Origin of the sequence: Kineobactrum sediminis (assembly GCF_002868715.1) — a bacterium.
In the GTDB taxonomy this organism is placed as follows: domain Bacteria; phylum Pseudomonadota; class Gammaproteobacteria; order Pseudomonadales; family Halieaceae; genus Kineobactrum; species Kineobactrum sediminis.
Genome location: NZ_PKLZ01000003.1, coordinates 559,451 through 573,224 on the forward strand (window position 1 = coordinate 559,451; position 13,774 = coordinate 573,224).

Here is a 13,774-nt window from a genome sequence, read left to right on the forward strand (position 1 = left end):
CTTAACGTTAGGGAGCCAGTGCGCGAATAGCCCATCAAGGTCCCGTGTCATTGGCACGATCAGGAGACCGAATACACGTGAGCAATCGATCCTACCGCCTGAGATCAAACCCCTTGCAAACGAGGAGGAGTCCATACACGGGGGATGGACCGGTTTTCACTAAACCCTGTTGATGATGCCATTCCATCAGCAGTGGGTTACTTAGCTTGTTTGCCAGTTGGCTGCGCCTCTCTTCATGTCTACACAGATCAGCGAATCACTGGTCCTGCGTAAACGCCCTATGCTGGATATTCGTGGCCTGGACGTGCCCCAAGCATTGAATAAACCAATAAAATTTAATACTCAACCCAATTTTAAGCCCAAACTGGCTTCAATGTTGTCATTATGTCTCCCGTGGTGGATGGCGCTCATTTGGCCATCATGGGCGCCAATCATGTTATTCAAGTGTAGCGTCAATGGAATACCGCAAAGAAAGCTCAGGCCAGCGATCGCGTCTATCGCATTGGTCAGCAGCGAGATGTTGTATTTACCGGCTCTCCATCACCCGGAATACGATTCGCTTGACGGATACCGAGACAGGGTTTTGCTGGGCAAGATTGACCTGACCGACGCGGTGGCCATAACCAATGTGGTGAGTGAGTAAGCAGCAACTTGCCACTTCCATGTATTTAGGTTGGATTCCAGGCGTACCACTGACAGGCATTCAACGAATGACAATACCCAGATATACGGAAAGGTGTAATATTGTTCGCATCGCATCGCATCGCATCGCATCGCATCGCATCGCGCGAGCGTACTGAGTGCACTGATCGTTGTATCGCATGAAGTTGACTTGATCACCGATTAAGCCTCCGAGCTTATTGTCGATGCGGGGATGCTGCTAACCCCTTCCACGTAAAGCTTGGAGGCTGCCCCCAGTGATTTTAGTGCGTTTCGGGACATGTCGGCACCAACTGCCGTCATTTCTTCAGGTAATTCGCGATCGAAGTAGTTTTGGCAACATGTCACGCGTGGATGATTTTGAGCGTGCGGCAGTACGCGGTAAGTTTGGGCTCGTTGCATCGCCTAATGCAGTTCGCTTACCAGGAAGGCGGGAGGACTGTATCGCTAACGACCACCGTACCTGGGAGATAACCAAGGCAGGGATATTGACTCGTCTGTTTTACGGAACACACAATAACAAGCGCTGGAGGTCAAAGCGCGAGCGTGGGGTATATCTTCTGCCTGCCAAGGGCGTAATCAATAGTTTAAGTTGCCGGAGGATGTCCCGTACCGCGCTCAAGCGGGTTGGCTGGAAAAGAACCGTGGTCGGCGCGCGCAAGTGAAGGCCGCTCACTCTGAAAGCAAGGCTGCCAAGTCTGATCAGATGATCGTTCCCGAGCGCCTACATTTTAGTGCCGGTTTTTGGTTCGCCCTATTGGGCCGTCCTGTAGGGGTTACGCTCGATGAGGACAGGATTCAGATTACCGCCCGTTCCGGAGTGTCCGCCTTTAAGCTGGTGCAGCTTAGCGCTACCCCTGAGCACGAGTCAGGGTTGCTGTGGGACACCCTAGTGTTTCAGGTTGGCGATCAAACTCTTCGAGTACGTGGGCTGCGGCAAGGCTGTGACGCGGCAACGATACAGCGCTTTCGAGAGCGTTGTTCAGCTTGGGTTGGCGAACAGGCGTCTTCTTTCAAGGCAGAGATATCGTCGATCCTAATGGGTGCTTACCTGCGGGATTCACATATTGAGCATTTGGATGCTCAGATCAATGTTATGGTGAGCCGGTCAAGGCGGTTCTATGGCGGACTCTCGCGCGATTCAAGAAAAGCTCACGAATGGCTGGAGGATGTCTACCCGCTCAGCGCGCACAAGTCGCGATTGCGCGAAGCCTTTGTAAAGCGGAAAACACAAGAACACGCGGCATTTTTTAGATCAGCCGAATCCAATCCGCTTACTGAGGAGCAGACTCGGGCAGTGATTCTCGACGACGATCGCAACCTGGTACTGGCGGCGGCAGGGACGGGCAAGACTTCAGTGATCGTGGCGAAGACTTTGTACATGATCCTAGAAGGGATGGCACGACCAGAGGAAATTCTTGTCTTGGCTTATTCCCGCAAGGCGCGGGAGGAGCTGCAGGAGCGGCTGAATCACCGTCTGCAAGTCATGCAGGAGGTAATGCCTGGCCGTTTCCCCAACGATTCCCGGCCCCAAGTATCTACGTTCCACTCCATCGGTCTGAAAATTATGGCGCAGAGCGGCTACATCGCGAAGGTATCCCAGTTCGCGGAGTATCCATCAAGTCGCAAGCGGTGGTTAACCAAGCAGCTGGATGAGTACCTGCACGGTGGCGCGGAACCGATCACCCAGTTTATTGGAGCGATCCATCCGGTTTGTGATCCATTCGAGTTCGAGAGTCAGCGGGAGTACGAGCGTTTTCACCGTGATAATGTCTATGAAACACTTAATGGCGACAAGGTGCGCTCGTACCAGGAATTGCTGATCGGCAACTGGTTCTACATCCAAGGTATCGAGCACACCTACGAGCCGAATTACGATCGCACGGCTTTTTCTTCTCTTGGCTACCTTTACCGTCCTGACTTCCATATAAACGGAACATTGATCTATTTAGAGCACTTCGGCATCGATCGTAAAGACAATACGCGTAGGGATATTGACGCAGTGGCTTACAACGACGGGATCCGAAAAAAGCGAGAGATCCATCGCGCCAATGGCACCACGCTGCTTGAGACCTACCACTACGAGTGGTGTGAAGGTATGTTGTACGCGTCGCTCGAAGCGCGATTGCAGGAGGTGGGCGTTGTCTCCGATCCCCGTTCCTGGTCAGAAATTCATCATCGGCTCAATGAGCTTAATCGAGTGTCTCAGTACGCTGAAGTATTCGACCACGCCATCTCTGCAGTACGCCTTGAACGATTGTCCCATGACGGCATTATGAACCGCTTCAAGCAAGCCAAATACGCGAATGCTGAGTACTTCTACCCGATCCTGATTCATCTACTGGACGCATATATCAAGGCATTGAAGGATACAGGTGAAATCGATTTTGAGGACATGATTATTCATGCTATTGACGCGGTGGAGGAGGTGCGATTTGAACCAACATGGAAGTATATTCTGGTCGATGAATTCCAGGATATTTCCCAGCTCCGTATGGATTTGCTAAACACAATCATGGGCAAGGTCAGTCTTCCCTCGCTCTATTGTGTTGGCGATGACTGGCAGAGCATTTACCGATTCAGTGGGGGTAAGCTCGAGCTGACGACCCGGTTTGAGCAATTGATCGGCACCGCCTCGAAAGCCACCATTCAGAAAACCTTTCGTTACAATAATTCCATTGCGAAGGTCGCTGGTGACTTCGTGATGAAAAACCCCGAGCAATACAAGAAGCTGATAACTACGGCGGATATGGCAGACTCGCCTCAGGTTTACGTCGTGGATACACGCCTGTCAGAAGTCGCGCATGAAACTGATGAGGGCGCCAAAATTCGGGCCATCGTGGAAACAATCCGACGCAATGATCCAGATGGCTCAATTGCAGTATTAGGGCGCTACAACTTCGTACTCGATAATATTCGAGCGGCGCTCGCGTGTTCGCCTGAGCTCGGGCGGGAACTTATCTACTGGACATTCCACGGTTCGAAGGGCCTCGAGGCTGATTACTGTATTCTAGCCGGTTTTCGTCAGGGGCGCTTTGGCTTTCCCTCGGAGAATCGGACCGAAGAACCAGTGGAAGCTCTGTTGCCCAGTCTGGATGGATTTTCTTATTCGGAGGAGCGGCGACTGATGTATGTGGCTCTGACACGCGCGCGCAAAAAGTCGTACATAGTAACAGACCCACTAGCGCCTTCTGTCTTTGTGGAGGAGCTAATGGTCGGCGGCGATGTCGACATTCGTTCCCCCAGATTCCACGAGGCCTATAGGGCCAGCTATAAATGTCCCGATTGCATTGATGGATATCTAGTCAAGCGGTACAAGTACGGCAAGACCTACTATACCTGCAATGGGTATCCCGGTTGCCGCACGAAAGCAAAAGCTTGTGGTGAGTGTGACGGAGTAATGGCTGAAGCGAATCTACAACGACAATGTCGCAGTAAGGATTGCACACATATTGAGTACCTGTGCCCACAGTGTGCTCGGCCGCTGCGGTTGCAACGCGGTAGCTTTGGCGAATTCTGGGGATGTTCCGGCTTCGGTGCCCGCGGGAACGAGCGGTGCACCTACAAGACAAAGAAGCCGGCTGGTAGCTCTGCTCAAGTTTTCCAAGGATTAGACTGAGTGAGCAGGCCTGGTGAGTTGAAAGGCTGCATTTTGATCTCCATGGCAAACAATCCGTTCATAACAACGAAACACTGCTATTGTACAATCGACGAGTTATTCCGAGATTCCCTAGCTAAACGCGAGGGAGCCGGACGAGACCGCAATTTAGGGACCACTATACAGTGTGGGGCACCATCACACACATTGTCGTCATAAGCGGTCGGCCAAATTTCAGACCAGAGAAAACACGCCCAGGGCCGAAACCTGATATTGTCCAGTGAAGTGCGTAATTCCAAAATGCCTAGTTAGGGTTGCATTTTGCGCCATCCCACACCAGCCCGAATAACTATCAATTGCATGATTTCGTTTATGACAAGCCTGCCTCATTACACAAAATGGCCCATGACTTCAATTGGCTTAAAGAAACTCGGTGCCATGTAATCACTTGACAATGTTGCTTCGCCTATGGCAAATTTCAATCAAGCGCTTGGTTGTTAATATAATAAAGGGATGAATCGATATGATTGATAATGATGTGGTGGTGGTAGATGCTGTTGCGCACGCTTATAACTGGACTGAGGAAAACTCTGCGAGTGAATGGTCTGCCGCTTTCAGTGCTGCGGGTTACGGATTGCACTGTTTAGTATCACCGGACAATGAATACCGGTTGAGCGAAGACGAATTTATCGCGGATTGGCATCCGGACACACTAGAGCAAGTATTTTTTGAAGAGAGCGATGTCGACGTCATTGCTTATCACTCGACCCCTCTCCACGACTATTACAAAGATGGCCTAGTTGCGCTCGACAAGGGAGTAAGAATGCGGGAGCGCCACCCAAATCGGGTGGTTCTGTATGGGCAGATCAATCCTTTAGAGGGAAGTAAGGCGATTGATTTGATGGAGGACTATGTTGGCGAAATGGGTGTGACGGCTCTAAAGCTTTATCCAGCCCGATATCATAGAGGCCGAACTCTTCCAGAGCGCCTTGACGATCCGAAGAGTGGCATTCCGTTAGTTGAGCGTGCGCTGGAACTGGGCATCCGCAGTATAGCAGTTCACAAAGCGATTCCCTTCGGGCCTACTCGATCTAGTCATTATCGAACAGACGACGTAGACGAAGTGGCTGCTATGTTTCCCGAAATGAATTTTGAAATTGTGCATGGCGGTTTTGCATTCACTGAAGAAGCGGCTTTTCTTCTAGGGAGGTTCCCTAACGTATGGGTGAACTTGGAGGTTACTAACAGCCTGATCATTAATAACCCACGTAGATTTGCTGAGGTCATTGGCACGTTTTTGTACTGGGGTGGAGCTGACAGACTAATGTTCGCCTCTGGTTGTTCATTCGTACATCCTCAACCCATCATCGACGCGTTGCTAGAATTCGAAATGCCGGAGGACTTAAGAACCGGATATGGCTATCCAGAGTTTACGCAGGAAATAAAGCATAAGATACTTGGGGAGAATTGGTGTCGTTTGCATGGGTTGGATGTGGCAGAACTTAAAGAAAAACTGAAAAATGATCCTGTTGGGCAAAAGAGAGCGACCGAAAGTGAGCATGTGAAACCTTGGAGCGCGATTCGCGGGGGAGGCCAACAATGACCGAAGTTTATCATGATGCAATTTACAAAGCGCTCGCTGATACCCTCGATCCATGCAGCGAATTCAATGGGACACGGCTGAATATTGTTGAGATGGGTCTTGTTCGTGATATCTGTTTAACAGATGGTCATGCTCATGTGCGGTTGCTTCTGACTGATCCTGCCTGTCTATTCTATTTTCAGATCGTGCATGGAATTGAAGAGAGTCTGATGTCGTTAGATTTTGTTCAAAAAGTCACAGTTGAGAGTACGTTTGATATTTGGTGGTCCGAGGATAGGATGAGTGAAGATGCTAGCGCTCGGCTTCGGGCACTCAGAAGCCAACGTGAAAAAGAAATGCTATCAACGCTGGCGTCTCCTGCTGATCTGATTGCTGTAAGTAATTGATAGGCTTCGCGTTTGCTTAGCTGACCGTTAATAAAATTGCAAAATTCCAAGATCTATTGGACGGTATAGGGAACGAAACGCCAGTTTAATGACCGTAATATTAGTTTAGTAATCTAGTTGGTAACTAAAGGAGAGAATCTGATGGCTTTGAATATACTTGAAGAGAAAATGCGCACGAGCTTTGGTGAGATCGAGAATGTAAACAGCAACTTGCTCGAATGGTGCGAAGTCGATGGTCAGCCGGGCAATTTTATCAAGGTATTGACCGTCGACGATAGGCGTCATCGCGTGGACTTTCTCTTTCGGCAAGACCCGCATAGAGAATTCGCAAAACACAACCATCGCTGTACGGCGGTCGCGCTTACCCTTGAGGGTCTTTGGGGTTACCGGGAAGGCGAGGAGATGCACTTTCCAGGTACGTTTTCTTATGAACCCCCGGGAAGCGCGCATACGCCATTTGCCTCAGCGGAAGGGATGACAGTTTACGCAAGCTTCCAGGGCACGGGTCCGGAGATGCTAGATATACTGGATGACGACGATAATGTGGTGGATACACTTACTCTCGACTTCTTCAAGCAGTATTATCAGCCCGTATAGGTGGATGCAAATGTGATAGTCGTGTGAAATGCCAGCATGAAATTCATGCAGGCATTGAGTGTCGTAGCGATTCCGGGGACAAAGGCGAGCGGCGCGTAGGGTGTACTCGAAAGAGTGAGTCATTTTCCTACGTTACAGTTCTAGAGCCAAAAATCTGTTCCCGGGTCGTTAGGGTCACTTAGTCTGGAGCCAGGTGCACCTCGGCGATGCGCTGGCTATTATGTGCCGCAGCTACAAGCACCGCTGTTCGGCTTACCCTGGCAACATTTAGGTGCTGGTTATTTCATGGACCGACACTAGATAAAAACAGAGCGTAAGCAATTGAATGGTCTTCTCACCCTACCAATTCTTCGTCTTTGCGCCAGAATGTGGCAACCAACTATTCAGAGGATGAGGGGAAGCCGTATAAAGATTACAAGAGTCGGTGTGGATATCGAAAGTCTATTTTTAACATGCACGGAGTGGATCGTCATGACCAAGTTTAGTGGCAGGCCAACCCCAAGTGAGGTCGGTGGCTCGATGCGCGAGCAAACAAGCCACGCCTGGCGCTGAAGTTGGTATGGAAGCTTGTGCATCCTCTTAGCACCGGGCTCTTGAGCGGCAGGCTCGGGAATGTACCGTCAAGCCTGTTGAAGTAGTTCAATGGATATGACGAAGCCAGTTAAGGGATAATACCCATAACTGGAAATTGGAAATGACTATAAGAAAGCAGTACTCGAAGGAATTCAAGCTGGAGCGACTCCCCCGACAGTGCGTAGGGTGTGTTTGGCAAAGGTGCCACAAACACTGAACCTTCTGCCTAAACGATTCAAGAACCTCATGGCAAGATCGATCAGCCATTATGGCCAACGTAATTTCTCTTATGCCTTTGGGTCCAGCTGGAACCTGAATGCGTCGACTATACCGGAAGCAATTTTCGATGGAGTATCGGTCCCACCAGTTTGGTACCAAGTTGGTGTCCAGTTCAGAGCACCTAGCAAGGCTAGTCGAAAGTGTCGCTGATCAAGTTTTTTGGGTAGCGGTAGCGCTTTAACAAGCGCACGAAACATCTCCTCGTAGCCATCGCGCTGGGCTAGTAGCGTAGCTCGAACGTCCCCATCAAAATGGCCTGGAAATTGAGGTGTTATGACCTGAGAAAAAGGACTATCGCCAAGAAGTACTTCTAGATGGGCGTGGCAGGCTGCGCTCATGCGCGACCAAGGTTCTTCTGTTGAGTTGGCTAGAGCATTTTGAACTGCCTCTGTCACCTGCGTGACACCGCGCGCGTGAACCTCAAGAAGGAGTTCCTCTTTGGAAGCGAAATGGTAATAAAGCGACCCCGATAGAATGCCCACTTGGTAAGCAATATCACGAATGGACGTCGCTGCGTAGCCTTTGGCTGCAAACAGTCTAGCAGCCGCCTCAAGAACATCATCGCGGCGATTGCTCTTGTCTTGGTTTGCGGTCTTCGCTTTCGCCACCTAAAAATGCCCCTCTTTAAGTAGTTGTTTAGATTATTTGAATGTCAGATAAACGAACTATAAAAGTAATAATACTGATTGAAGAACCTTTCCACTACGAATCTGATTCACCCTTTACTAGGGTCATGCGTTTCAGGCGCGATACAATAGCATAAATCATCAGTAGCGCCACCAAAATTGTCACTAGTTTGGTGGCGCTACCCCTTGCGAGGTTCCGTTGTTTTGCGCTAAAGGTTGTAAAATATTCACCTTTTGCCGTCTCTGTAAGCTAGGACAAATGAAAGCTGACTTTGTGCCACTTCCAGTATCTTTATTGCCAGTTACCTCACATTTTTTACCGCCATCTCCCTTAGCCCTCGCATGATCATAGTGTCCATGTAATCATAATTTTCCGCAGCTAGTGTCAATCCCGGCAAGCGTCTCAGCACCTCTCCGATGGCCACCTGTCCTTCTAGTCGGGCTAGCGGAGCTCCCATACAGAAATGTGGGCCAAAATTGAAGGTTAAGTGTAAGTTTGGCGAGCGAGTGATGTCGAATATTTCTGGATCCTTAAAGGCGCGTGGATCATGGTTCGCCGCATTAATCATGACGAACACACGCTCTCCCGCAGTGAGCTCCACCCCATGCAGGCTGTGGGTGTTCTTTACGATCCGCACCGAGGCGCCAGTTGGTCCATCGTATCTTAAAATTTCCTCGACGGCGCTTTCTATCAGATCAGGATCATCAATGAGACGCTGGCGCTGTTCAGGATGGCGAAGCAGGGCACGCACACCATTGCCGATCAGATTCGTTGTGGTTTCATGGCCTCCAAATAGAAACAACATGGAAGTGCCAATGACTTCATCTTCAGTTAACGCATCGTCCACTTCTCGTAGCGCGAGGAGATGAGTGATCAAGTCATCGCCTGGGTTTTGCTCCCGTTTTACAATTATATCGCGGAAATAAGCAGCCATACGTATTGCGCCCTCTTCCGCAAGATCATATTTTTCTGGCGATGTGGTGGCGCTGCCAATAAATAATTGCATTTTGTTAGACCATGTCTTTAGATCGTCCATGTCTTCCTCGGGAAGGCCGAGAAGATCAAGGATAACCATCGCCGGTAACGGGAAGGCGAACTCAGATATGAAGTCAAAGCTGTCCTGACCTTCCAGGCGGTCAATGAGGCGCTTCACCGAGCGCTCTACAACGCCGCGCTGTCCTGCTACGGTTTCTGGGGAAAACACGGTCTTCATTAACTTGCGTAGCCGAGTGTGCTCAGGTGGATCCTTGAAAGCCACCCATGTATTTAGGTAACGAATGAGTTGTTGTATTGATGACTGACGTTCCTGCGATTGTGCCTCGTAAAAAGGGGTAATGCGATCTGCAGAAAAGTTATCGTTTCGCAATACTCCCTTGACGTCTTCATTCCGGGTGATCACCCATCCACGAAGCGCGTCGCACCAGTAGACAGGAGCATGTTCCTGTAGTGTGCGCAGTACAGGAATAGGGTCGTTAATTGTTGTCTGATTTCTCGGGTCGTAATGCACACCCTTCTGAGTACTTGCTTTGTCGGTCGACATAGTTGCCCCTTGCATAGCTTGTAGATAATGGTATGTTATCAGCTAAAGTCAATTCAACCAAGCGATCACTTGGTAAATGATGAGGGTTAACCATGGCATTGGATGACACACAAGTTTTTTTACCGGAGCTGTGGGCGAGTCACGCCCGCTTTAGAGCTAACAAGACCGCGCTAGTCTGTGGCGATCAACGGCTCACCTGGAGCGAATTGAATACGAGTTGTAATCGTGTCGCCAACCGGCTTTTAGAGGCCAATGCTGGCAAGCCAGCCAAAGTTGCCTTGCTAATGAACAATTCTGCGCAAACCGCTGTCGTGCTGCTCGGTATCATCAAATCTGGGGCATGTGTTGTTCCTATCAGTACCATGCTGACCGCGTCGCAGGTGGCTTCTTTATTGACGGATTCTGGGGCCGCTGTACTGTTTGCGGATGCTTCCACGCAGGCATTAGCTGATGCAGCGCTCGCCGAGACGGTACACAAGGATCAAATACTGACCGTTTGTTCATGCAGTAGAAGGGGTCGGTGGCGGGCTCTGGATGACTGGCTGGTAGGTGCTGGTGAAGGAGAGCCATCGGTTCACTATAATCTCGACGACGATTTCAATATCATTTACTCCTCCGGCACCACCGGCACTCCGAAGGGTATTGTGCAGACACACCGGGCGCGGCAGCACTGGTCTTACTCCAATGCCCTCGAATTGCGCATGGACCACACCAGCATCGCTCTAGCCACCACCTCTCTATACAGCAATGGTACTTGGTTTATGTTGCTGCCGCCTCTATTTGTTGGCGCTACAGTGGTGGTTATGGAGGGCTTTACCCCCGCTAGCTTTTTAGAATTGGTAGCCCGCGAGGGTGTGACCCATACGTTTATGGTTCCAACCCAGTATATTGGCGTTCTGGAAAGCGACAACTTGGATAAAGCAGATATCTCCAGCTTGAATTATATGCTCTCTGCTGGCTCGCCCCTGCGGCAGGACACCAAGGATGCCATTCTTCAGCGTCTGGGTGCTGGCCTGTTCGAGCTCTATGGATTTTCTGAAGGCTTCGCAACAATGTGCCGACCGGAGCAGCAACACAAACGCGGTTCTGTGGGTACGCCGGTGATCGGCTTTGATCTGCGAATTGTCGATGAGGATGGTCGCGAGCTATCGGCGGGTGAGCCTGGTGAAATCGTCGGCTACGGTGGTGGCCTCATGAAGCACTACCACAACCAGCTGAAGGAAACGGATGCCGCCATTTGGCGTGACGAGCGCGGCCGCACCTTTCTGCGCAGCGGTGACATCGGCACGGTCGATGAGGAAGGCTTCCTGTATATCCTCGATCGCAAGAAGGACATGATTATCTCTGGTGGGTTCAATGTGTTTCCCAAAGATATCGAAGAGGTGCTTGGCGCCCACCCCGACGTTTCCGACGTGACAGTCATAGGGATACCCGACCCGAAGTGGGGCGAGACGCCGTTGGCGCTGGTGATTCCAGTTGCGGGCTGTGAGGTCGATATCGCTGGCCTGCTGGCCTGGGCAAACGAGCGTCTCGCCAAAGCACAGCGACTGAAATCGGTGGAGTTGCGGAATGAATTCCCGCGTAATGCTCTGGGCAAGGTCATCAAGCGTGAGCTCCGTGCTCCGTACTGGGAGGCCTTGTGAGCGAAGTGTACCTCATTGGTGTATACAGTACGGACTTTGGCAAGCGCCCTGGCGACAACGTAAAGACGTTGACACGAGAAGCCTACGCTGGCGTTCTGGCAGATGCGGGACTGGAGTGCGGCAGCGTTATCGATAGTTGCTGGTTTGGCAACTGCGGGATGTGGGTGGAGGAGCAGGGCAGCATTCGTGGGCAAGTTTGCCTGACTCCGCTGGTGCGCGAGGGTATGTTCCCCGAGCGTGTGCCGGTGATAAATGTGGAGGGCGGCTGCGCTACCGCCTCGATGGCACTGAACGGCGCTTGGAAGGATATTGCCGCAGGCGTTGCCGATACCGTATTGGCCATCGGTGTGGAGAAAACCTTCTACCCCGACGATCCGGCGCAGTCTGCGAGGCTATTTACCGGTGGCATAGACCAATACGACCCGCAGGAGTGGCAGGATTATTACGCCCAAGCGGGTGCTGTCGCGGGCAAAAACTTTGCGCCGGGGCCGGGTCGCTCCATCTTCATGGATACGTACGCCATGCAGGCCTGCTACCACATGAAGACCCATGGCACGACCCGGGCACAAATTGCAGCGGCGGCGGCAAAAAACCATGGTCACGGGGCGCTAAATCCTCGCGCCCAGTATCGATTCGAGATGACCGTGGACGAGGTGCTCGCCGATCGTGAGGTGTCATGGCCCCTCACGCGGGCCATGTGCGCTCCTGTTGGTGACGGCGGGGCGGCGGCGCTGCTGGTATCTGGGCGACAGTTGCGCGCACTCCCTGCGGCGGTTCGCGAACGTGCGGTGCGGGTACTAGCGACGACGCTATCGGGCGGCAAGTATCGCGATCTCGATGAGCCGGGGTTGTCTCGAACTGCGGCTCAGAAGGCGTATCGTCAAGCTGACCTTGGCCCTACGGATATTGACGTTGCCGAAGTGCATGATGCCACGGCCTTCTGTGAAATTTATCAAGCAGAGATGCTGGGTTTTTGCGAGGACGGGCAGGGGGGGGCTTTCATCGAAAGTGGCGCCACCCGCCTTGGCGGTTGTCTACCGATAAATACTTCCGGTGGCCTGGTATCCAAGGGGCACCCAGTGGGCGCTACTGGACTTTCCATGATTACAGAGCTGGTGGAGCAGCTCCGCGGTGAGGCTGGCCCACGCCAAGTTAACGGTGCACACACCGCCCTGGCCGAAAACGGCGGTGGCGTGATCGGCTTTGACGAGGCGGCCTGCTCGGTAATCATCCTACAGCGGGCATAGACGACGTGATGGACCGTGTACTGCTTGGTACCGTTTCCCTCAGTGGCAGTGGACATGTCTCAAAAGGTATGGCCTGGCTAGGGATGCGCGGACGAGAAGCGATGAGTAGAGGATCGACATGTCATCACCAGTATTTCTGGCAGTAATTGTGGGCTATAGCGCGGCTCTGTCGGTGGATAGAGTCAGTGCGCTGCCACTAACCGTCTGATAGTGGACCAGCGACGATACTGGAGCGTCGCTGCCCGGTCATTTCAGATCGCGGACGGGCTTTATCGGTTTGTTAATTTGGCTGCGCGGTCGGTGTACCTGAAGAGCAAACAGGCTTCCATTATTTTGGGAGGTTTGTAACGTTGAGGTCATAGGGCACGCGTACGAAATAAGAGAACATGAAGTACACAAAAAAAATCAAGCTAACGCTTGGTTATTGTGAAAAACTATAATAAGCTCCAATCACATCTATCCTATAACGCGATAAATAAGGAGAAATGCTATGAGCACGCCAGGATCAAGTGATCTCTCGCCGGGGACTAAATGGCCAATGGTTCAGTTGCCGGATGATATTTTTATCCATAGTGAAGATCGGCCCTGGGTTGCTATGGGTGAATTTGGTGGGTCTTATGTCAAGGTGCTTCATGCCGATAAAACTAACAATATCGCGGTGTTCCTCTACCAGTTGAGCCCAAACTCTGTATTTCCGATGCATGAACATTTATGTACTGCCATTGCGTACACACTGCAAGGTGATTGGGCATACGGAGATATTGAGCTTCACAAAGGATCTTTTGCATTTGAAACCCCCGGATCTACTCATGCGCCAACAACAGGCGATACAGGTTTTACTGTGATGACTGTTCTTATAGGTTCCCCTGGACAAGAGGCCATACTGCGGTCACAGGATCCCGAAACGCTGGAGGTGACTGAACTCGGCATCGATTTCTTTATTGATCTGATGAAGGCTCCAGGTGCGGAGGGAGTTTCTGACAGACACTAAACTTTTCAGAAGCTGAGGTCGATGTCGTTT

At 51.3% G+C, this 13,774-nt stretch carries 10 protein-coding genes; 8 read left to right on the forward strand and 2 right to left on the reverse strand.

The genetic code is table 11. The features are described from left to right. Nucleotides 1–235 precede the first annotated feature (235 nt). From CWI75_RS07815 to CWI75_RS07835, 5 genes are all read left to right on the forward strand, one after another. Nucleotides 236–643, forward strand: a complete 408-nt coding sequence (locus CWI75_RS07815; protein ID WP_146003560.1) for a hypothetical protein — start codon at nt 236–238, stop codon at nt 641–643. Nucleotides 644–1,321: 678 nt separating this feature from the next. Continuing rightward, a complete protein-coding gene (locus CWI75_RS07820) occupies nt 1,322–4,279 on the forward strand; it encodes a UvrD-helicase domain-containing protein (protein ID WP_101520898.1) in 2,958 nt (985 codons plus the stop codon). A 502-nt stretch (nt 4,280–4,781) separates the two neighbouring features. After that, nucleotides 4,782–5,861, forward strand: a complete 1,080-nt coding sequence (locus CWI75_RS07825; RefSeq protein ID WP_101520899.1) for an amidohydrolase family protein — start codon at nt 4,782–4,784, stop codon at nt 5,859–5,861. Continuing rightward, nucleotides 5,858–6,247: a metal-sulfur cluster assembly factor gene (locus CWI75_RS07830; RefSeq protein ID WP_101520900.1), complete on the forward strand. Its 390-nt coding sequence runs from the start codon at nt 5,858–5,860 to the stop codon at nt 6,245–6,247. The genes CWI75_RS07825 and CWI75_RS07830 overlap by 4 nt, the downstream gene beginning before the upstream one ends. A 141-nt stretch (nt 6,248–6,388) precedes the next feature. Further along, nucleotides 6,389–6,844 carry a cupin domain-containing protein gene (locus tag CWI75_RS07835; RefSeq protein ID WP_101520901.1) on the forward strand — a complete coding sequence of 152 codons (456 nt, stop codon included), beginning with the start codon at nt 6,389–6,391 and terminating at the stop codon, nt 6,842–6,844. 860 nt (nt 6,845–7,704) lie between these two features. Here the strand turns inward: CWI75_RS07835 and CWI75_RS18815 are convergent. Then, entirely contained in the window at nt 7,705–8,304 is a 600-nt protein-coding gene (locus CWI75_RS18815) for a TetR/AcrR family transcriptional regulator (protein WP_101520902.1), read from the reverse strand. A 320-nt stretch (nt 8,305–8,624) separates the two neighbouring features. Continuing rightward, on the reverse strand, nt 8,625–9,863 hold the full coding sequence (locus CWI75_RS07845; protein ID WP_101520903.1) for a cytochrome P450: 1,239 nt from the start codon (nt 9,861–9,863) through the stop codon (nt 8,625–8,627). 92 nt (nt 9,864–9,955) lie between these two features. Between CWI75_RS07845 and CWI75_RS07850 the strand changes: the two genes are divergently transcribed. The 3 genes from CWI75_RS07850 to CWI75_RS07860 all read left to right on the forward strand — a co-directional run bounded on the left by CWI75_RS07850 (nt 9,956) and on the right by CWI75_RS07860 (nt 13,744). Beyond that, entirely contained in the window at nt 9,956–11,506 is a 1,551-nt protein-coding gene (locus tag CWI75_RS07850) for a class I adenylate-forming enzyme family protein (RefSeq protein WP_101520904.1), read from the forward strand. Beyond that, nucleotides 11,503–12,753, forward strand: coding sequence for a thiolase family protein (locus tag CWI75_RS07855; RefSeq protein WP_101520905.1), 1,251 nt, complete (start codon nt 11,503–11,505; stop codon nt 12,751–12,753). Before CWI75_RS07850 ends, CWI75_RS07855 begins: the two co-directional genes overlap by 4 nt. A 490-nt stretch (nt 12,754–13,243) precedes the next feature. Next, a complete protein-coding gene (locus tag CWI75_RS07860; RefSeq protein WP_101520906.1) occupies nt 13,244–13,744 on the forward strand; it encodes a cupin domain-containing protein in 501 nt (166 codons plus the stop codon). The last annotated feature ends 30 nt before the right edge of the window (nt 13,745–13,774 follow it).

Excerpts from the sequence above, each read along its gene's own strand:
- CWI75_RS07815 (WP_146003560.1), top strand. The coding sequence starts at position 236 with ATGTCTACACAGATCAGCGAATCACTGGTCCTGCGTAAACGCCCTATG.
- CWI75_RS07825 (WP_101520899.1), top strand. The coding sequence starts at position 4,782 with ATGATTGATAATGATGTGGTGGTGGTAGATGCTGTTGCGCACGCTTAT.
- CWI75_RS07830 (WP_101520900.1), top strand. The coding sequence starts at position 5,858 with ATGACCGAAGTTTATCATGATGCAATTTACAAAGCGCTCGCTGATACC.
- CWI75_RS07835 (WP_101520901.1), top strand. The coding sequence starts at position 6,389 with ATGGCTTTGAATATACTTGAAGAGAAAATGCGCACGAGCTTTGGTGAG.
- CWI75_RS07845 (WP_101520903.1), bottom strand. The coding sequence starts at position 9,863 with ATGTCGACCGACAAAGCAAGTACTCAGAAGGGTGTGCATTACGACCCG.
- CWI75_RS07850 (WP_101520904.1), top strand. The coding sequence starts at position 9,956 with ATGGCATTGGATGACACACAAGTTTTTTTACCGGAGCTGTGGGCGAGT.
- CWI75_RS07860 (WP_101520906.1), top strand. The coding sequence starts at position 13,244 with ATGAGCACGCCAGGATCAAGTGATCTCTCGCCGGGGACTAAATGGCCA.